This is a genomic window from Streptomyces sp. MS06, assembly GCF_047200655.1.
GTDB lineage: Bacteria > Actinomycetota > Actinomycetes > Streptomycetales > Streptomycetaceae > Streptomyces.
This window is the reverse complement of record NZ_JBJZOJ010000030.1, coordinates 62,585-80,269: the sequence shown is the minus strand read 5'-3', so window position 1 is coordinate 80,269 and position 17,685 is coordinate 62,585. Positions and strand designations below refer to the sequence as shown.

At 69.6% G+C, this 17,685-nt stretch carries 17 protein-coding genes and 4 pseudogenes; 11 read left to right on the top strand and 10 right to left on the bottom strand.

Translation table 11 applies throughout. From position 1 onward, the window contains the following. Positions 1–322: 322 nt before the first annotated feature. The gene (locus ACL02U_RS18130) at positions 323–712 is read left to right on the top strand and encodes a winged helix-turn-helix domain-containing protein (RefSeq protein ID WP_412791885.1); all 390 of its coding nucleotides are present in this window, start codon (positions 323–325) and stop codon (positions 710–712) included. 610 nt (positions 713–1,322) lie between these two features. Here the strand turns inward: ACL02U_RS18130 and ACL02U_RS18125 are convergent. Further along, positions 1,323–1,676, bottom strand: a complete 354-nt coding sequence (locus ACL02U_RS18125; protein ID WP_210990282.1) for a hypothetical protein — start codon at positions 1,674–1,676, stop codon at positions 1,323–1,325. Continuing rightward, positions 1,673–2,152, bottom strand: a complete 480-nt coding sequence (locus ACL02U_RS18120; RefSeq protein ID WP_247703031.1) for a hypothetical protein — start codon at positions 2,150–2,152, stop codon at positions 1,673–1,675. The genes ACL02U_RS18125 and ACL02U_RS18120 overlap by 4 nt, the downstream gene beginning before the upstream one ends. A gap of 328 nt (positions 2,153–2,480) precedes the next feature. Here ACL02U_RS18120 and ACL02U_RS18115 point away from each other — a divergent pair. Both ACL02U_RS18115 and ACL02U_RS18110 read left to right on the top strand, forming a co-directional pair. Then, a pseudogene (locus ACL02U_RS18115) lies at positions 2,481–2,864 on the top strand (toxin C-terminal domain-containing protein); the annotation flags it as partial. Next, positions 2,833–3,321, top strand: coding sequence for a hypothetical protein (locus ACL02U_RS18110; protein ID WP_412791884.1), 489 nt, complete (start codon positions 2,833–2,835; stop codon positions 3,319–3,321). The pseudogene ACL02U_RS18115 and the gene ACL02U_RS18110, both read left to right, overlap by 32 nt. Before the next feature lie 87 nt (positions 3,322–3,408). On the opposite strand, the pseudogene ACL02U_RS18105 reads toward ACL02U_RS18110, so the two are convergent. From ACL02U_RS18105 to ACL02U_RS18080, 6 genes and pseudogenes are all read right to left on the bottom strand, one after another. Further along, positions 3,409–4,404: pseudogene (locus ACL02U_RS18105) on the bottom strand (tyrosine-type recombinase/integrase); the annotation flags it as partial. A gap of 1 nt (position 4,405) precedes the next feature. Then, a pseudogene (locus ACL02U_RS18100) lies at positions 4,406–5,077 on the bottom strand (replication initiator); the annotation flags it as partial. A 147-nt stretch (positions 5,078–5,224) separates the two neighbouring features. Continuing rightward, positions 5,225–5,974 carry a DUF2637 domain-containing protein gene (locus tag ACL02U_RS18095; RefSeq protein ID WP_412791883.1) on the bottom strand — a complete coding sequence of 250 codons (750 nt, stop codon included), beginning with the start codon at positions 5,972–5,974 and terminating at the stop codon, positions 5,225–5,227. A gap of 30 nt (positions 5,975–6,004) precedes the next feature. Next, positions 6,005–7,402 (bottom strand): cell division protein FtsK, encoded by a 1,398-nt coding sequence (locus ACL02U_RS18090; protein ID WP_412791882.1) that lies wholly within the window; start codon positions 7,400–7,402, stop codon positions 6,005–6,007. Further along, on the bottom strand, positions 7,390–7,593 hold the full coding sequence (locus ACL02U_RS18085) for a hypothetical protein (protein ID WP_412791881.1): 204 nt from the start codon (positions 7,591–7,593) through the stop codon (positions 7,390–7,392). Before ACL02U_RS18085 ends, ACL02U_RS18090 begins: the two co-directional genes overlap by 13 nt. Further along, positions 7,590–7,943, bottom strand: a complete 354-nt coding sequence (locus tag ACL02U_RS18080; protein WP_412791880.1) for a hypothetical protein — start codon at positions 7,941–7,943, stop codon at positions 7,590–7,592. The genes ACL02U_RS18085 and ACL02U_RS18080 overlap by 4 nt, the downstream gene beginning before the upstream one ends. Positions 7,944–8,108: 165 nt before the next feature. On the opposite strand from ACL02U_RS18080, the gene ACL02U_RS18075 reads away from it, so the two are divergent. The 5 genes from ACL02U_RS18075 (at position 8,109) to ACL02U_RS18055 (ending at position 12,452) form a co-directional block, all read left to right on the top strand. Continuing rightward, positions 8,109–8,999 (top strand): GntR family transcriptional regulator, encoded by an 891-nt coding sequence (locus ACL02U_RS18075; protein ID WP_412791879.1) that lies wholly within the window; start codon positions 8,109–8,111, stop codon positions 8,997–8,999. A gap of 571 nt (positions 9,000–9,570) precedes the next feature. Then, complete coding sequence (locus tag ACL02U_RS18070) at positions 9,571–10,827, top strand: helix-turn-helix domain-containing protein (protein ID WP_412791878.1); 1,257 nt, start codon at positions 9,571–9,573, stop codon at positions 10,825–10,827. Positions 10,828–10,952: 125 nt separating this feature from the next. Then, positions 10,953–11,327, top strand: coding sequence for a hypothetical protein (locus tag ACL02U_RS18065; protein WP_412791877.1), 375 nt, complete (start codon positions 10,953–10,955; stop codon positions 11,325–11,327). After that, entirely contained in the window at positions 11,320–11,595 is a 276-nt protein-coding gene (locus ACL02U_RS18060; RefSeq protein ID WP_412791876.1) for a hypothetical protein, read from the top strand. The genes ACL02U_RS18065 and ACL02U_RS18060 overlap by 8 nt, the downstream gene beginning before the upstream one ends. Before the next feature lie 476 nt (positions 11,596–12,071). Then, a complete protein-coding gene (locus ACL02U_RS18055) occupies positions 12,072–12,452 on the top strand; it encodes a hypothetical protein (protein ID WP_412791875.1) in 381 nt (126 codons plus the stop codon). Positions 12,453–12,532: 80 nt separating this feature from the next. Here the strand turns inward: ACL02U_RS18055 and ACL02U_RS18050 are convergent. Further along, positions 12,533–13,234 (bottom strand): annotated as a pseudogene (locus ACL02U_RS18050) (site-specific integrase); the annotation flags it as partial. A gap of 467 nt (positions 13,235–13,701) precedes the next feature. Beyond that, positions 13,702–14,997 (bottom strand): glycosyltransferase family 39 protein, encoded by a 1,296-nt coding sequence (locus ACL02U_RS18045; protein ID WP_412791874.1) that lies wholly within the window; start codon positions 14,995–14,997, stop codon positions 13,702–13,704. Positions 14,998–15,347: 350 nt separating this feature from the next. Between ACL02U_RS18045 and ACL02U_RS18040 the strand changes: the two genes are divergently transcribed. The 3 genes from ACL02U_RS18040 to rpsG all read left to right on the top strand — a co-directional run bounded on the left by ACL02U_RS18040 (position 15,348) and on the right by rpsG (position 17,668). After that, the gene (locus ACL02U_RS18040; protein WP_412791896.1) at positions 15,348–16,472 is read left to right on the top strand and encodes a glycosyltransferase family 2 protein; all 1,125 of its coding nucleotides are present in this window, start codon (positions 15,348–15,350) and stop codon (positions 16,470–16,472) included. A gap of 351 nt (positions 16,473–16,823) precedes the next feature. Next, the gene (gene rpsL, locus ACL02U_RS18035) at positions 16,824–17,195 is read left to right on the top strand and encodes a 30S ribosomal protein S12 (RefSeq protein WP_003948652.1); all 372 of its coding nucleotides are present in this window, start codon (positions 16,824–16,826) and stop codon (positions 17,193–17,195) included. 2 nt (positions 17,196–17,197) lie between these two features. Further along, complete coding sequence (gene rpsG / locus ACL02U_RS18030; protein ID WP_003998848.1) at positions 17,198–17,668, top strand: 30S ribosomal protein S7; 471 nt, start codon at positions 17,198–17,200, stop codon at positions 17,666–17,668. The last annotated feature ends 17 nt before the right edge of the window (positions 17,669–17,685 follow it).

Sequence of the window (17,685 nt, the reverse complement as noted above, 5' to 3'; positions counted from 1 at the left end):
ACGGCTTCGTGGCAGCCGGGTTTACCGGCTCACAGGGGAAAGGGGGCGCCGCAGGGCGGGCGTGGGCGCGGGGACCAGGGCCAGCTGGTCCGGGCGGCGGGCACGGTGTTGATCACCGGCGGTGCGTGACGGTAGCACCGCTTCACGGGTGCATTCAAGTGCATCCCTCCTCATTCCTTTCTGTGGGCGGCGGGACGCGGGTAGTGTGAGGCCGGTTTCCGGGTTTGGACGGGCCGGATTCCGGTGGTAGAGGGCGCGAAGGGCGGGGTGAACTGCGGTGACGGTCGTGGGGCGGCGCGGGCGCAGGCCGACGGACAGCGGGGTGAAGCTGACGTTCGAGATGATCGCCGAGACCCTGCGCGAGCGGATCCGCTCGGGTGGGCTGCGGCCGGGTGACGCACTGCCGACGCAGGCCGTGCTGATGCGGGAGTTCGGGGCGTCGAGCCTGACCGTGCAGAAGGCCATGGCCCTGCTGAAGCAGGACGGGTGGGCGGTCTCCCGCCCCGGCAAGGGCGCCTTCGTCGACCACCACGACCACGCCGCCGACGACGCTGATGACCTCGATGGCCCGGAGACGACCGCACCCGTCGGCGGGACGACGGCCCGCGTCGAAGCGCTGGAACGAGCACTGACCGAGGCCGCTCAGCAGATTGCCGACCTCCGCGCCCGCGTCGAGGCCCTGGAGTCGGGCGGCGGCGGGCGGGGCCGCTGACCCGCCGTGCCGGGCGGGCACGGGGCGTGCGTTCAGATTTTCTCTACGAGGTTCAAGGCGGCGCCCGCCCGCCAGAGCTGGCCACCGTCGCCGACCGACCCGCCGTCGGGCGAGCAGCCGACGCCCGCGCGAGGCGCAGGCAGACGGCCAGACGCGGGCGCGAGCGGGAGCTGACTTGGTGCCGCCGGGCGCAAGTTGTGGGCGCTGGATCCCTTGCGTGTCGCACAGCAAGTTGTCGCCCACGACCGTCCTACGGTCGGATCGCAGGCACAGGGCCGACCAGGGGGCCGACCCTTCGCGTACATCGCCAGGCTCACCGAGGGCGGTGGCCGACGTTGCCTCTGGCAGGGGAGCGTGAAGCTCCCGGCCACTCGCCGTCGGCCGGGCTGCCTTCCGTCACGACCCCCGCGCTGCCGGACTGACCGACGCACCAGCCCCGCCGCACGCCGACCGAGGGCCGCCCCGGAAGCCGAGCGCCGAGCCGATGAAAGCATCCGGACCTCCCACGTGCCCGGGGCGGGGCCCTGGATCGGGCAGTCCACCGGCCCAAGGCCGCGCCAACACTCGCGCGGATCGTGGCTGCGGCAGGTGGACAGGAGGTGGAGGGCGATCAGTCGGTGGCTTTGGGGTGTCCGGTGCCTGCGTAGGTGATCCAGGCGGTGCGGTTGGCGTCGTCGACCAGGTACCAGATGCGGCCGCCGCCGGTGACCTCGTACTGCCAGCGCTCCAGCGTCTGTCCCTTCCAGACCGTAGCGCCGAGCTTGCCCTTGAGGCGGTGGTGGCGCTCGGGGTCGTCGGCGGCCCGCGGGGCGGATCGGATCTTGTCGAAGGCGCGGCGGAGGTTGCCTGCGGCGTGGCGGGAGAGATGGTCCCAGCCGTTGGCCGCTTCGGTGTTGGCGAAGCGCAGGTCGAATTCGTCGCCGATCGGGGGTGGGGCCGCGCGGTCACCGCGCTTGGGGCTCACTCGGCGGTCTCGCCTTCGGGTACGGGGACAGGGCCGAGGTCGCCGTCGGGCTCGCGGGTGAGGAAGTCGTGCAGGGCCGGGTCGGCGTAGATCTCGGCACTGTGCCGCCACTGGGCCAGCAGCAGCGCGATGGGAGCCAAGTTCTCCAGCGCAGCAGCCCCGCGGGCAGTGTCCACGAGTTCGCCGAGCATCGCCTCGACGTCGTCCTCCGGGAGGAAGACCGACCAGGGCAGGGCATCAGGCAGGGCCTGTCGCAGTGCGGCGGTGTTCTCGGTGCGGACCAGCCCGGCGAGCAGGCGGGCGGTGAAGTCGACCACGGTGGAGTCCTGCGCCAGCTGGTCGGCGCGAATGAGCGCCAGGTCGCCCGCGTCGCGTCGGCGCAGGCGTAGTGCGCGGACCGCGTCCAGGCGCCGGGCGGTGGCAGCGGGGTGGTGGAGCAGCTCGCTGAAGGGTACGTCCTCGTAGGCCGTCGTCATGACATCCACAGTAGCTCGGATGTCCTGGCTCGGGTAGCGGTCCGGGCGCTGCTCTACAGGTGACCAGAGGGGGGCTGTCGGCGCGTCGCCTCCGACGGGGAGCGAAGCCTGTCCCTCCGAGCGGCGAACCCTTCCCGCCCCGCCCCGGCCCGCACTGCCGAACCGGCGGACGGCCGAGCCGCCGCGGGGCCCAAACCTGCCTGAGGGGTCAAGACTCTTGACGGCAGTAGTGACGGCAACAACCACGAACAACCCAGGCCGAACCCGGACGTCAGCGGACCGCCGAATATCACTTGACCTGCGAAAACGCAGGTAGAGAGAGGTCGCGCTGCACACGTACTATGTACTCGCTGGTCAGACACCGGTACTCGTTCACAACAGCAACTGTGATCTTCCTGAGGGGTACACCTCCTCCCCGGCGCTCAAGGGCGATCCGTATCATCCGGACTCGGTAGCCGGGCGGAGTGCGCAGAACCGGGAGTTGTACGCCGGAACCGTAGGCGATAGGGCGGGCGCCCTTGGGTACAGGCAGAGAATCCCTGCACAGAGGGCTCCGTTCAATTCGCACGGCCAGGTGGTCTTCTCGAATGGGAAGAACTACATCACGCCGGATGTTGACGGGCATAATGTGTCGGGCGGCTGGAAAATGTTCAACCGCAAGGGCCAACGGATCGGTACTTATGACCCAGACCTCAACTACCTCAAGGAATAATCGATTCGCGATCGAAGTGATCGGTGATCCTGCCTCGGAGGGTGGCGTCTCGTCGCCTTCCGAGGCCGCCGGTAGGGTCACAGTCGGGGATTTCTCGGAATCATTCTCGATGGATCTGAGCTTCTGGACTGTGGGCGACTACTCTCGAAGTTGGGAGAGAGCCCTGAGGGAGCTTGAGGTGAGCAAGAATTCGACCTCGTGCCTCATCTCTTCGATCACGGACCCGGAGGCCGCTAACTTCATCTTCTGCTGGCCTATTTACCGGGAAGGGGAAGATGTCTACGTGCAAAACTCGATCATCTTCCTGGATGGCCTCGAAGAGCAGTTTAATCCGCAAGAGCCTTGGCGATATGTCGAGGCTCGGAGCTTGGTTGACGAGGACGGGAACCAAATTTCTGAGTGGTCGACGACCATCTCTCAGGTGCGGCGGTTCCGCGAGTCCATCGGGGGCCAGTAGCTCACGTGCACACGCGAATCTGAAGTCCCGTCAGGCGGCGCCTGGCGGGACTTCAGCGTGGCGTGACGGCAGTAGTTGACGGCAACGTCAGCGGACGGGGGCTGCGCAGAGCGGCGGTTCGTGGCCGTCGTCGGGCCGGTTGCCAGTTTCGGCGGGAGAGCGGAGGGCGTGTCCGAGGAGGTCGATGGCGTCGCGTTGGAGGCGGAGCCGGACGTGGGCGTAGACGGTGGCGGTGACACCGATGTGGGCGTGCCCCAGCAGCTCCTTGATCACGACGAGTTCCACTCCTTGTTCCAGGAGGAGGGTCGCGGTCGAGTGGCGGAGGTCGTGGAACCGGATGCGGCGGAGCCCGGCACGGCGGAGCAGGGTGTTGAAGTGCCGGGTGAGGGTGGATCCTTCGATCGGGGCGCCGTCGGGACGGGTGAAAACGTAGCCGCTGTCCTTCCAGCCCGTACCCGCCGCCTCGCGTTCCTGGAGTTGCCGGTTGCGGTGCTGTTCGAGGGAGCGCAGGCATGGCGTAGGCAGGGCGATTCGCCGTTCGGAGCTCTTGGTCTTGGTCGGGAGGGCGGTCAGGCCGCTGGAGTTGGTGCGTTGCAGTGTGCGGCGGATGCTGGCGGTCCCGCCGGCCAGGTCGAGGTCTTCCCAGCGCAGGCCGAGGAGTTCGCCCTTGCGGAGCCCGGTATGCAGAGCGAGTTCGAACAGCGGCTGCAACCGGTGACCGCTGGTGGCGGTCAGGAAGTTGCGCGCTTCGTCGCCGGTGAGGGGTTCGAAGCGGCGGGGCCGGGGCGTGCCGGTGCGGACGTTACGGGCGACGTTGCGCGGGATCTCCTCCTCACGCACGGCGTGCTCCAGGGCGGACTTGAGCACGGAGTGTACGTAGGCCAGGGTCAGGGGCGAGAGCCGCTTGGAGCAGCACTTTCCGGTGGCGCAGCAGAGGGGTCGGTCACGGGCGGCGTCGAGGCCGCGGGTGCAGCACTGGCAGGTGGTGCGGAGCTGGTTGAGCCAGGTGCGGACGTCCTTGGCGGTGAGCTTGGCGAGCTTCTTCCGTCCGAGGCCGGGGATCAGGTAGAGCCGGGCGACGGCGGTGTAAGTGGACCAGGCCGCGCTTCTGGTACTCGGCGACCTTGGCGAAGGACACCCGCAACACCGCGCGGGCAGCCTTCTGCGTCAGGCCGAGCCGGGTGGCGAGCTCCCGCCGCAGGTAGATCGTGAAGCGCGCCCACAAGGCTCCGGCGTAGGCGTTGAAGAGGACCGCGCCCGCGTAGTCGTACGTCGCCGGATTCAGCGGCGTACCGAGCAGCGGGTCCGTGGGCTCGTGGCGGGTGCCGCAGCGGCAGGGCCGGGCGTCGGGGCGGTTGTGGACGGGGCCGAAGGAGGGGGCGGTGAGGGTAGTGAAGACGCGGGGGTGGGCGCGGACGGTGTCGGGGACGGTCTTGCCGCCGGAGAGGCCGGCGCGGATGAGGTGGTAGGTGTCGGCGGCGTAGAGGCGGGAGCAGGCCGGGCAGCGGGAGGCGCGGCGGTTGCCGCACGCGGTGAGCAGGCTGCCCGTGGGCTCGTCCGAGGAAGTGTAGGAGCGCAGTACCTCGCCGGTCGTGGTGTCGACGGTGGCGCTCTGTCCGGTCAGGCGGACGGGTTCGGTGCAGCCGCCGAGGCGTTCGATCTGCTGCTGTGCGCGGTCGAAGTCGGGGTGATTGACCAGGTGGAGCAGGTCCCGCACGGCGGGGCTTGCCACGTGGCGCAGGTCCAGGGTGACCATTCGGGGCGGGTCCCTTCTGCTCGGGTGGGGCCCGAGCAACAACCAGCTCGTCAGGGAGGCGTGTTGGTGTTGCTCGGGGCATGACGAACCAGCCCCGGGAGCGGGCGTGGGTTCAGCGAGGGGGATGCGGCCGGTGAGGGCCGGGGCTCAGAGCTGAGCGAGTGCGGCGGTGGCCACCGGCAGGGCGACGCCCATACGCGTTCCCAGGTGAGCGGCGCTGATCGGTGAGCCGTGCTCGGCGCGGTGGGTGTCCGCGATGCGCCGGGCCGCGTCCAGCAGGGCGGCCGGCAGGGCCGGGCCGGGGGCGGGACGAGCCGTCTTGGCGACGGCGACCGGTGGAACGGCGGCCGGAGCCGGAGCAGGCTCCAGTTCCTCGGCCGGGGCAGTGACGACGGCCGGGACGGTCGTCGTGGTTGCCGGTTCGGGCGAGGGCGCTTCGTCGGGCACCGGCTCAGGGGTAGGGGTGGGGGCGGTCTCCAGACGCGGGGTGGGGCGGGTGTGGGTGTGGAACTGGGCGAGGAAGGCGGGGCCGACGTGGCCCCAGCCGAGGAGCAGGAGCGGGGCGACGGTGTCCAGGCAGGCCCGTCCGTAGCGTCCGGCCAGCAGCGGTTCGGCGGTGTTCAGGGCGAGGGTAAGCAGCCCGCACAGGTGCAGCAGCCGGGTACCGGCCCGCAACTCCGCCTTGGACACCCCGCGCAGGGTCAGGAACCGCAGAGCGACCAGAAGCCCGACGACGGACAGGTCCACCATGGGCGCGATCAGCGGGGCGATCGGGCGGGGAACGCCGAGTCGCAGGGCGAGCGCCCAGACGTTGCCGAAGGAGAAGACGAAGGCCAGGGCCGCGATGACCGCCATGACCACGGTCACGGTGCGCCGGGTGAACCGTTCCTCCGCCATGGGTTCAACCTCTCTTCCAGTACAGGGCGTTCACGGCTGTTTGGTGAGCGGGGGCAGGGGCGTGGTCGTCCGGCCGGTCGTGTGGAGCAGGGCGTCCAGGAGGAGGGCCGGGTCGGCGGTCAGGTGTGAGGTGTTCTCGGCGACGCGGGCAGCGTCGGCGTCGGAGACGTAGGGGGTGCGGATGCGGGTGTAGCCGGGGCGGCCCTGCATCGCCATCACCGCAACGCCGACGTAGGCGGGGTCCTGCAAGGTGACCGGGCTGGCGTCGGGCCAGTTGCGGATGTCCTCACCGAGTGCGGCCACCGCGGCTTCCACGGTCTTCTGCGCGAAGGACAGCCCGATGGGGCACACGTCGCGGATGAAGGTGGGAATCGCGTCGCCGGTGGTCTTCTGGCTGATCAGGATCACCAGGATGCCGACGCTGCGGCCCTTCTTGACCAGGTCCTCCACCAGCCGGGCGTTCTCCGCCGTCAGCGCGGCCAGCCGTTTCGTGGTGGCGTCGCTGCCTTTGTACTCGCGGAAGTACGTGTGCGCTTCATCGATGATCAGGACCGTGAGCGGCCACTCCGGTGACGGGCCGACGTGCCACATGTTCTTCACGCCCAGCACGTCACGGATGACCGCAGAGCGCCGCCTGCGCAGTTCCACCAGCCGCTTGAACAATGCGTTCGCCTCGTCCAGGTCGTCACCGCAGAACGCGAACATCCGCTTGACCAGGTCGGCGTAGTCGCCCTCCGAGGCCCGCGACACCTTCCCGTCCGCCGTCACGATCTGCACGGCCGCCGACGGTGCGAAGTCGCAGACGAACTTGTTGACCCCCGAGGTCTTGCCCGCACCGGGAACGCCGGCCACAGTCACCCCGGGCACATTGGCCAAGGAGACGCACACCCGGGCGGCGTACTCGTCCACGCCCAGCTCCCAGCGTGTGAGGTCCACGGGCGGGCGGCCGGTGGGCCGGTGCGTGGTCGGCGTGGTCAGAGGGTCAGAGCGCACGCCCCGGATCACCACCTTGCCGGGACCGTCCGGCAGCACCGACACCCGCGTGCACCGCCAGGCGTCCGCCAGGAACCGCGCCGACTTCTGGTACTCCTCCAGTCCCACCTGCGGCAGCGTCCGGGCCCGTACGATCACGCCGTACGGGTCCGGCTTGACCTTGATCTTCGGAGTCAGCACCCGGGGCGCGGGGGTGGTGCCGTTTTTTTGCGCGGTGATCTGCGCCAGCAGGCTCGGGGTCTTGTCGGTAACCGTCAGCCCCGCCATCCGCGCCAGGCGCACCCAGCCCCAGCGGACCCGCACGGCCTGCCGCAAGCTGACCCGCGTGCCCCGGTCGGCCCGCACATAGCGGACCACCGTCCACACCAGCCACGCACTGACCAGCACGGCCGCGATCAGCAGTGCGTCCGGCCCGTACCCCGTCACCGCTTCCACGTCAGAACCTCCGCTTCGTGTATCAGGCGGAGCAGGTGGGCCAGGTCCAGGCGGGCCGCGCGCTCCGGACTCAGGCCGAGCAGATCGAGCACCGCAGGCGTGACGGCGAACGTGGCCTTGCCCTCGGTCCCCGGCAGGGGCCGGAGCGGGTGAAACTCCCGCTCCGGCGCGGGGTGTTCGAAGCGGATCACTGAGCCGCCTCCACCGTCACCAGCTCCAGACGGGCGGCCCGGTAGGCGACGCCGTCGGAGAGCTGCCCGTTGAAGATCCGCGCCCACGGGGTCGCAAACAAGTCGACGGGCCGCACCATCGCTCCCGGCTTGAGCCCGGCCGCCAGCCCGGTTTCCGGGACGGTGATCTTCAGGACCTCGGCCCGGCCGTCCTCCATGAGCATCGCGGTCACCGTGTACAGCGACGCCCCGGTCTCCCGGTCGGTGGCGATCTCCCCGGTCTGCTGGTCCTTGATCTTCAGCGCCGGTTCGGTGCCCGCGATGCACACCGCCGACGGCAGCAGGGCAACGCGGATTCGAGTCATGGCCATGCCATCACACCCTTTGCTCGGTGGAGTCGCTTGATCGACTCACCATGACCATAGCGGTACGCCCGCTACACGCGCAACGGTCGATTCGTATCGCTACGCCGATACGTCTGGAACGCCGAGGACGCCCGGGTGTGCCGCGAGTACGGACGCCGCTACCCTCGTGCCATGAAGCTGCCCCTGGGAGAGGACCCCCGGCCGCCGTACGTCCAGGCCGCCGACGTCCTGCGCGCCGCCATCCACGACGGCGAGCTACGCCCGGGCGAGCGCCTCCCCGCCGCGCGCGAGCTGCAACGACGTTTCGGCATCGCCAGCTCCACGGTCCAAAACGCCCTGCGACTCCTCAAGCGCGAGGGGCTGATCTACTCCGTCCTCGGCCGGGGCAGCTACGTCCGCACGCAGGAGGCGCCGGCCGAAGGGGAGCTGGAGGCCGCAGCGGAAAGCGAAGCAACTGATCCCGGCGAGTCCGATCCCGCGTACACCGGTCTCGGTGATCTCCAGCGTGGCTGGCAGGCCGACGACAGCCCCGCTGACGATCCCCGCCCCCCGTACGTGCGGACCGCAGACGAACTCCGTAAGCAGATCAAGGACGGCCGGCTCGCGCCCGGTGCCAAGCTCCCCTCCGCCCGCGACCTGCAAGCCCAGTACGGCATCGCCAACTCCACCGCGCAGAACGCCCTGCGGGTCCTCAAGGAGGAGGGCCTGATCTACTCCGTGCAGGGCCGGGGCGTCTTCGTCCGCCAGCTCAGCCCGCGCGACCAGTTCCTCAAGCGCTACAACGAGGGACTGGAGGGGATGGCCGCCCAGCATCGGGCAGACAAGGAAGCGGTACGACTCAGCGGCAAGACCGACGACGAAGTAGCCGCCGAACTCGCCGCCGCCGAGGAACGGTTCACCAAGGCCAGCACCGAATTCGAAGCCGCCACCACCCACCGCGACGCCATGCGCGCTGTCATGGAGCAACGCAAGCGCCTCAGCGGCAACTACACGCCCGAAGAGACCGCCGCCAAGGCCCAGCGCCTCCACGACCGGCTGAACGAAAGCAGACGCCGACGCTGAACCGGCCACACCCGGCGAAGCAGCAGAAAGCGCGGCACAGGGTGAGCTGTTCAGAGTTTCTTTACTTGATCAAGGCGGCCCGCTGGCGCGGGCCGCGCGCGCTCCGGCCCTGCGGGGCCGCCGCCCGCTCCTGTCTCCGCCCCGCTTGCCGTCGGCCCCGCCGGTCCGGGCGTGCAAGAGCCAGCACAACAAGCCACCTGGGGCTCTGCCCCAGACCCCGGCCCTCCCTCCGAGGGGCATCGGGGCCGAATGTCGGGTGCGGATTCGTCGTGGCGTGCGGTCGGGTCGCGGGTGGGGGGTCCCTCGTCGCCGGTCACCGGAGGCGTACCAGGAACCCCCGGGGGCCGCCAAGGCCGAGCGCACGCGTCACGGAGTGAGCCTTGGCGGCCCCCGGGGAACCCTGGTCCGGCAAAGCTGCCCGACCGACGAGGGACCCCACCCGCTCAGGCAAGGCTTGTGCCGGAGCCGGGCCCCGCGCGGGGGTGGTGATCGCTCCGTGGCGGGTATCTGCCGGATAGCCACCGGTTGATGCGCCCGTCCGGCGTACCGTGGCGCTGGAGGTGGTGAGCGAATGGCTACGGAACTCGCGGAGCTGGCGGACAACGTCCGCAAGTACCGGCGTCGGGCCGGGATGAGCCAGGAGGAACTGGCCCACGCCGCAGGCGTGTCGCCGGGAACAGTGCGCAAGGTCGAGCAGGGTGGAACGGTCCGCATGGAGACGCTGCACACCCTGGCCCGCGCACTGGAAGTGACCACGGCAACGCTGCTGGCTCCGGACGCTCCGCAACCGGTGCGCCGAACCGAGGACAGGAACCGCGTCAACCTCATCGAGCTGCGGGCCGCCCTGACCCCGCCGGTCGGGCTGGCCGATGCGGGCGGCGAGGCCGACGTGGAGGAGCCGAACGTACGTCGCTTCCGCCGGGCGGTACGCGATGGCGCGGTGCTGTACCACTCCGACAGCTACAAGAGCGTCGCCTCCCAACTCCCCGGACTCCCACGGGACGCCAACAGCGCGGTCGCCTATTACGACAGTGGCGGAGAGCACCGCCAGGCGCTTCTGGCCCGAGCCGAAGCTCTGCAACTGGCCGGACGGTATTTGACACAGGTCCGGCAGTACGACCTCGGCTACACCGCCCTGGCCGGGGCGATCACCGACGCCCGCCATGCCGCAGACACCCTCACCGCAGCATCCGGCGTGATCGGCATGTGCTGGCTGCTCCTGCGCCAAGGCCGACTTGACGAAGCGGAAACCCTTGCCGCCCAGACCGCCGACATGGTCGAGCCGAGGCTGTCCAGGGCGACCCCCGACGAATGCGCGGCGTGGGGCTGGCTGGCGCTACGGGCTGCGGCTGCCGCAGGCCGCAACAATCGCCCCCAGGAGGCTGGCCATTACCACCGCGTGGCCACCACAGCGGCATCAGCGGTGGGGCGGGAGCACACCGGCTCGTTCTTCCGGCACTGGACGACCTTCGGTCCGCTGACGGTCGGCATGAAGGGTGTGGAGGACGCCATGGTCGTAGGGGACGCGCGTACCGTCGTACGCAAGGCTGGCGAGGACGCACTGTCGCCTAAGGCATGGAAGAGCACTGGGCGGCCGAGTGACGACAACTGGAACCGCCATCGCATGGACGTAGCACGCGCCCACGCTCGGACCGGCGACCTGACCGAGGCCATGGACGAGCTGACGGGAGTACGCCGAGCATCCCCCCAGTGGCTCCAGCATCAGCATGTGGCCGCCGAGACCATGCAGGAGATCCTGAAGAAGCGCAAGCGCACCCTCACCACCGAGATGCGTGACATGGCCTCCTACCTGGGCGTCGTCGGATAGCTACCACGCAGCATAGCAATTCACGCACCCTGCGTCGCGAACTGCCCTGGCTCATACATGGAGTGACAGCCAGTCAGCTCCTACGGTCACCGTGTCCCTATCAGCGACCCAGCCGGGGGTGCACGGTGACCAAGCCCAGGAGTGACGCGGACCGCATGCGGCGCCGGGATCTGTACGACGCGGCGGCAGGCGTGGCCGGCCCTCGCTTACTGCCGTGGACCACCCCGGACGGGCGCCCCTGCTATCTCAGCACCGACGGCAGGGGCTACCTGTCGACGCTCGCCGACAGCATCGAAGCCGTCCAACTCGGCATGGGCGAGGAACTGCTGGAACATGTCCCGCGAAGTCGTGGCCCCCGGCGCGCGCGAGCTCTGTCGGCCACCGAGTACCGCTGGCTGGCTTCCCGGCTGGCCGAAGCCCTCACCGACGCGCTCCGGGTGGCCGAATCGCGAGGACAGCGCATCCCGGACCCGGAGGAAAGGGCGGCCGAACATGCCTGACATCGCAGCTACCGGCACGCCGGCCCGGAAGCGCTACCGCTTCCGCGAGTACCACGTGACCGCCGTCGTGGACCCCATGACCCTGCCCACCTTCGCGGCCGTCTGCGTCACCGGCGAAGACCACGACTGCGGCGCCACCTCCGGCGAACTCCACGCCGAGGAGGAGCTGACACGCTGGATCGCCGAGCACTGCGCCGAGACCGGCCACGACTTCTACCACCGCACCACCCGTGCCACCCTCCGCGCCGAACCCGGCGCCTGGCAGTGAACGCCCCCGCCGCCGTCAGCACCCTTGACGGCAGTAGCGACGGCAACAACCACGGATTTCCACGCACAACCACGGACGCCAGCGGAACGCAAAACCCACGCTGACCAGCGAAAAAGCAGGTAGAGGGGTGCTGCGTAGCACACGTACTATGTGCTGGCGGGGCAGACTCCGGTCCTCGTTCACAATAGCAATGGAGCTTGTGGTGTTACCGGTATCTCCAACCTGCACGGAAAGAGTTTGACTGACGCCGAGCAGGACATGTTTGGTCAAGGCTTCTCGTTCACGTCGGAGACCAAGGGTGGATATCGCCGCTATGACCACCCTGACGGCAGTCAGATCTGGATCAGGCCGAACGGCGAAGTACAGAGGCTCGGCCCCTCGATTGATCCTGGTCCGAACCAAAAGAACTACCGTCAGAGGTACGGCCCGGATGGGCAGGTAACGCAGGAGCATTCCACGGGAGAGATGGTGGTTCGGTGAGCTCACTTCAGACGTTTCTCGAAGCCGCCCCGGGTTGCCGGGGGTACTTCCTGGACCGCCTCTCGCTAGAGCGTATCGACGACGTCGACGCGCTGGAGATGGGGCTCCGCTGGGGGCCCGAGAAGCCGGATATGACGCTCGCTTTTCGTGACGTCTACTTTTGCTCGATTGAGCGGCCTCCGGGTCCTGGTGACGCGCCGCTGGATCAAGTGACGGCAGCACTTCTTGAGCCGAGCGATTCACCTTGGCCTGAAGGGCTGGCTCTCGAACTGATCCGCTCATCGTCACTCCCGGCGTTGATCTGGTTCCGAGCGGAAGGGCCGGTTCAAATCAGTGTGCTAGCTGCGATCGCAAGCGTGTCGCTTGAGATCATGTGAGCGACCGCAAATCTGAAGCCCCGCCAGGCAGCGCCTGGCGGGGCTTCAGCGTGAGGTGACGGCAGTAGTTGACGGCAACGTCAGCGTACGGTGGCTCCGCACAGTGGCGGGTCGTCGCCGTTGTCGCGGGTCGACTCGTCGTTGGCAGGGCCGTCAAGAGCGGTGCTGAGAGTGTCGATGGCGTCTCGCTGGAGGCGGAGTCGGACGTGGGCGTAGATGGTGGCGGTGACGCCGATGTGGGCGTGGCCGAGGAGTTCCTTGATCACGACGAGTTCGACACCCTGTTCCAGGAGCAGGGTCGCGGTCGAGTGCCGGAGGCCGTGGAAGCGGATGCGGCGGAGGCTGGCCTTGCGGAGAAGCGTGGTGAAAGCGCGGGTGAGGTTGGTCGGGTCGATCGATCCGCCCTGCGCAGTGGTGAAGACGTGCCCGCTGTGCTGCCACGCGGTGCCTGCTGCCTCGCGCTCGCGCTGCTGCTGTTCGTGGTGGCGCTTTAGCGACTGGACGCAGCGGGCGGGGAGAGCGATGCGGCGTTCAGAGGCCTGGGTCTTGGTGGGCAGCGTGGTGAGCCTGCCTGTGCTGGTGCGCTGAAGGGTGCGGCGGATGGCGGCGGTGCCCGAGCCGAGGTCGAGATCTTCCCAGCGCAGGCCGAGGAGTTCGCCCTTGCGGAGTCCCGTATGGAGGGCGAGTTCGAACAGCGCGTGCAGCCGATGCCCCTGGGCCGTGGTGAGGAGGCGGCGGGCTTCGTCGGTGGTGAGGGGTTCGAAGCGTCGGGGCCGGGGCGTGCTGTCAGCACGACACCCCGGTCGCGCCAGCCCGGCCCGGCACCCCGCGGGAGCGCGTGGGCCAGGGCGCGGGTGAGTCCGACACGGTCAGCGATCTTCCGCAGCAGCACCACCCATGCATGCCCGACGAGGCGCTTGCCGTCGGCCCGCACGTCGAGCCGGTGATCCCATTCGGTAGCCTGCACCTGTCGGGTGCCTCTCCCTCGCGACGGTTTTGATCTAGTCAATCCAGATCATCGCAGGTGAGAGGCACCCTTCCTCTGTCGGGGCATCAGGTCGTCGTCGTAGCTGAATTCACGAGGTCGGTGCACTGCTGAACCAGATCGACCACGCGAAGTTCCTCGTCGAGGAGAAGGACGCGCACTACATCGCCGTACTCACGGCCAACCACCCGCGCCTGCACAGGCACGTCAAGGGCCTGGCCTGTAAGGAGGTGCCAGTGCGGGAGTTTCGCTGTCAGGGTCGCCCTACGGAATCCCCAGCTCGAAGATGACGTAGTGGGCGTACCAGCCGGAGGTGATCGCGGCGGTGGTGAAGAAGACGGCCAGGGTCCAGCGGTTGAGGCGGGTCATGGCGGCGGCGGGGGCGAGGAGGAGGGGGAAGGCGGGGAGCAGGTAGCGCATGGTGTTGCCGAACATCTGCTGGGTGCCGAGCACGGTGATGACGCTGGCCAGGGTGTAGGCGACGAGGACCAGGGGCGGCCGCTTTCGGAGCATCAGGGCGATGAGCACGGGCAGGGCCAGCACCAGCTGGAGGGAGAGCAGGTCGGCGGTGGCGAAGGCGAAGAGGTAGTCGTGGCGGCCGACGGCCTGGTTGCGCAGGACGTCGAAGGTGTAGGCGCCGAAGTCGAAGTAGTGGGCCCAGCCCTCGCGCTGCAGGACGAAGTACGCGGTGAGCTTGCCGGTGCTCAGGCCCACCCAGGCCACGTAGGAGAGCAGGCCGAGCGGTGCGACGAGGATGGCGTACAGGGGGCCCGAGACGCCGTGTTCGCGGCGGGTGTCGCGGCGGGCGAGTGCCAGGAGGGCGGCGAGTCCGACGGCGCCGATGAGGGCGGCGGAGGTGGGGCGGTTCAGTCCGGCGAGGAAGGCCAGCAGGCCGGCGGTCTCCCAGCGGCGCTTCATCACGGCGTAGCAGGTCCATGCGGCCAGCGCGACGAACACGGACTCCGAGTACACGGCCCACTCGACGCCCGCGCCGGGCACGACGGCCCACAGGCCGGCTGCGATGGTGCCGGCCCGGGCGCCCGCCAGCAGTTTGACCACGGCGTAAATGCCGGCGGCGGCGACGAAGGAGGAGAGGACGGACACCAGGATGGCCGAGCCGTACAGGCCGAGCCCGGTGACCTCCGACACCAGTCTGATCAGGGCCGGGAAGAGGGGGAAGAAGGCGACGGAGTTCTGCTTGACGGTGAACAGGCCGCCTGAGGCGAGGCGTTCGAGGCGCGGCTGGTAGCCGTGCTGGGCGACCTGGAGGTACCACCAGCCGTCCCAGGTGGCCAGTACGTCCCACCAGTGGGCGCCGCCGCCGAACCGCGGGGCCTTCTTGTGGAAGTCCCCGGCGTACTCCAGCAGGCAGGCGAAGACGATCAGGCCGGTGAGCTTGGCGGCGCCGTAGAGGCCGAGCGGGGCGAGGTAGGGGCGGGCGCCGGCGGGCAGGCGGGGCCGGGTCCACCGGTTCGGGGTCCACCGGCTCGGGCGGGGCCACTTGCGCGGTCGGGTGGCGGTCGCCGTCGACGTCCGGTCCGCCGCATGCGGATCGGGCACCGGTGAGCCTGATGAGGGTGCGGCCGAGGCCGCCGTGCCTGGGCCCGACGGGCCGGGTGTGGGGCAGGCGGAAGCCGAGGGGTCGGGTTCCGTGGGGTCGGGCACGTCGTTGTTCGTGCCGGCCGTGTTTCCGGCCGCACTGGTGTCCATGGCTGTCGCCCCCCGAAGCTCCCCGGAACCCCCGCGTCCCCCGCAGTCGTCGTGGCCGCCGCGGTCGTGCGGGCGGACGGCTGTGGGGGAGCTGTCCTCACATACGATCGCACTAGAGTCGCACACGCGGAGCGGGAACAGGGGAGGGGCGGGTGACCGCAGCAGTGGACACGGCGACGGAGCTGTCGGTCGTCATACCCATGTACAACGAGGAGGAGGCGCTGCCCGCCCTGGTGACCAGGGTGCGGCCGGTGCTGGCGGGGCTGGGGGTGCCTTACGAGGTCGTCGCGGTGGACGACGGCAGCAGTGACCGCACGGCCGAGCTGCTGGCCGCGTTCCGCCTGGGCTGGCCCGAGCTGCGGGTGATCGGGCTGCGCCGCAACTCCGGGCACCAGGCCGCCCTCACCGCCGGCCTGGACCGGGCCACGGGCGCCTACGTGGTCAGCCTGGACGCCGATCTGCAGGACCCGCCGGAGAAGATCCCGGACATGCTCGCCCTGGCGCGCGGCGAGAACCTCGACATCGTCTACGGGGTCCGGGCCGACCGCAGCAGCGACAGCGGGTTCAAGCGCTGGACCGCCGGCTTCTACTACCGCCTCATGCGACGGCTGGCGGGGCCGTCGGTGCCCGCCCAGGCCGGCGACTTCCGGCTGCTGAGCCGGGCCGCCGTGGACGCGCTCAAGGAGCTGCCGGACCAGCAGCGGGTGTACCGGCTCCTGGTGCCCTGGCTGGGCTTTCCCAGCGGGCAGGTCGGTTACGAGCGCGCGCCGCGCACGGCGGGCCGGACCAAGTACCCGCTGCACCGGATGGTGCGGCTGGCGGTGGACAGCATCACCGGTTTCTCCGCGGCGCCGCTGCGGCTGGCGACCTGGCTGGGTGCCGGCGCCTTCCTGGTCTGCCTGGCGCTGCTGGTGTACACGCTGACCGCCTACGCCCTCGGCCGGACCGTGCCCGGGTGGACATCCCTGTTCACCGGCGTGGTGTTCATCGGGGCGGTGCAGCTGATCTGCGTGGGGCTGCTCGGCGAGTACGTCGGCCGGATCTACACGGCGGTGCAGAACCGGCCCACGTACTTCGTGGGCCACGACACGGCGGAGGGTGATGGGCGGGCGGCGCCCGCCTGCGGCAGGGCGCCTGGCACCGGTGGGGCGCCTGCTACCGGTGCGGCCACCGCTCCTGGTGCGCCCGCCGCCGGAGCGGCCCCGGTCCCCGGTGCGGCCGACCCCGGTGAGGCCCCGGTGGCGGATGCGGCCGCCCAGACCCAGACCCAGACCCCGCCCCCGTCGCCCTCCCCCCAGGTGCCCCGCAGCCGCGCGGGGCGCTGACGCGGGGCCTGGCGCAGGGTCTGAGGCAGCGCGCTGACGCGGGGGCGTCGAGGCGAGGCATTGAGGGGTGCGTCAAAACGGGGCACTATAGGGCACTACGGGTGCAGCTGCCGGTCCCGCCCATTTGTTTTGACCGAAGCGAATGAGGTAGGTACGCTCGGACCTTGTGCCTGGGGTGTGCCCTGGCGCTCGTGCGTGCCTAGAACCGCACGGGGTCGGAGACCGGCCACCGTAATCTGCGCTTCCTTCTGCCTCGCGGCGGGAGTCCGCGCGATTCGACACACCCGACCGCGTGGGTCGGAGACGTTCCAGGTTAGCTGTACCTATCGGCACACAGAAACCGGAGAAGTAGTGCCTACGATCCAGCAGCTGGTCCGCAAGGGCCGGCAGGACAAGGTCGAGAAGAACAAGACGCCCGCACTCGAGGGTTCCCCTCAGCGCCGGGGCGTCTGCACGCGTGTGTTCACGACCACCCCGAAGAAGCCGAACTCGGCCCTGCGTAAGGTCGCGCGTGTGCGTCTGACCAGCGGGATCGAGGTCACCGCTTACATTCCGGGTGAGGGACACAACCTGCAGGAGCACTCCATCGTGCTCGTGCGCGGCGGCCGTGTGAAGGACCTGCCGGGTGTTCGCTACAAGATCATCCGCGGCTCCCTCGACACCCAGGGTGTCAAGAACCGCAAGCAGGCCCGCAGCCGCTACGGCGCCAAGAAGGAGAAGTAAGAATGCCTCGTAAGGGCCCCGCCCCGAAGCGCCCGGTCATCATCGACCCGGTCTACGGCTCTCCTCTGGTGACCTCCCTGATCAACAAGGTGCTGCTGAACGGCAAGCGCTCCACCGCCGAGCGCATCGTCTACGGCGCCATGGAGGGCCTGCGCGAGAAGACCGGCAACGACCCGGTCATCACGCTGAAGCGCGCTCTCGAGAACATCAAGCCGACCCTCGAGGTCAAGTCCCGCCGTGTCGGTGGCGCCACCTACCAGGTGCCGGTCGAGGTCAAGCCCGGCCGCGCCAACACCCTGGCGCTGCGCTGGCTGGTCGGTTACTCCCGCGCCCGTCGCGAGAAGACCATGACCGAGCGTCTGCTCAACGAGCTCCTCGACGCGTCCAACGGCCTCGGCGCCGCTGTGAAGAAGCGCGAGGACACCCACAAGATGGCCGAGTCCAACAAGGCCTTCGCGCACTACCGCTGGTAGTCGCTTCCCCATCGAGA

Coding starts and splice junctions, on each gene's coding strand:
- ACL02U_RS18080 (WP_412791880.1), bottom strand. CDS start 7,943: ATGGCCATGACTCGAATCCGCGTTGCCCTGCTGCCGTCGGCGGTGTGC.
- ACL02U_RS18075 (WP_412791879.1), top strand. CDS start 8,109: ATGAAGCTGCCCCTGGGAGAGGACCCCCGGCCGCCGTACGTCCAGGCC.
- ACL02U_RS18060 (WP_412791876.1), top strand. CDS start 11,320: ATGCCTGACATCGCAGCTACCGGCACGCCGGCCCGGAAGCGCTACCGC.
- ACL02U_RS18040 (WP_412791896.1), top strand. CDS start 15,348: ATGTACAACGAGGAGGAGGCGCTGCCCGCCCTGGTGACCAGGGTGCGG.
- ACL02U_RS18095 (WP_412791883.1), bottom strand. CDS start 5,974: ATGGCGGAGGAACGGTTCACCCGGCGCACCGTGACCGTGGTCATGGCG.
- rpsG (WP_003998848.1), top strand. CDS start 17,198: ATGCCTCGTAAGGGCCCCGCCCCGAAGCGCCCGGTCATCATCGACCCG.
- ACL02U_RS18070 (WP_412791878.1), top strand. CDS start 9,571: ATGGCTACGGAACTCGCGGAGCTGGCGGACAACGTCCGCAAGTACCGG.
- ACL02U_RS18110 (WP_412791884.1), top strand. CDS start 2,833: ATGACCCAGACCTCAACTACCTCAAGGAATAATCGATTCGCGATCGAA.
- ACL02U_RS18120 (WP_247703031.1), bottom strand. CDS start 2,152: ATGACGACGGCCTACGAGGACGTACCCTTCAGCGAGCTGCTCCACCAC.